This window comes from Saccharothrix sp. ST-888 (assembly GCF_000955975.1).
In the GTDB taxonomy this organism is placed as follows: Bacteria; Actinomycetota; Actinomycetes; order Streptomycetales; family Streptomycetaceae; genus Kitasatospora.
In genome coordinates this window covers 1-354 of the sequence record NZ_JYJF01000590.1, presented here as the reverse complement: position 1 = coordinate 354, position 354 = coordinate 1, and the positions used below count along the sequence as shown (strand labels likewise).

Here is a 354-nt window from a genome sequence, read left to right as displayed (position 1 = left end):
TGCTGCTGGCGCTGTTCTTCCTGGTCAACGGTGTCACCCTGTCGGTCATCACGGCCACGGTCATGACCGACGGCCCGACCCTGGCGAGCACCGCGGGACAGGCCTCCGTGCTCTTCGCGATCGGCCTCGCGCTGCTGGCCCCCGGCATCACCAAGGGAATCGTGGTGGCGCAGAGTTGGCCGGTGCGGCTGCTGACCGGCCTGTGCGGGTACATGGCGATCCGCAACGCGACCACGAACAACGTCCGGATGGCGGGCGCCGTCGCACCCATGGTGCTGCTGATCGGCATCGCCACCGGCACGCTGTACATGCAGTCCACGGAGGACCACGTCTCCGCGAACAGCTACTCCAGCA

General features: G+C 67.8%; 1 pseudogene. It reads left to right on the top strand.

Annotated features, from left to right (window positions below):
* Positions 1-354, top strand: a pseudogene (locus UK12_RS33875) (ABC transporter permease); the annotation flags it as partial.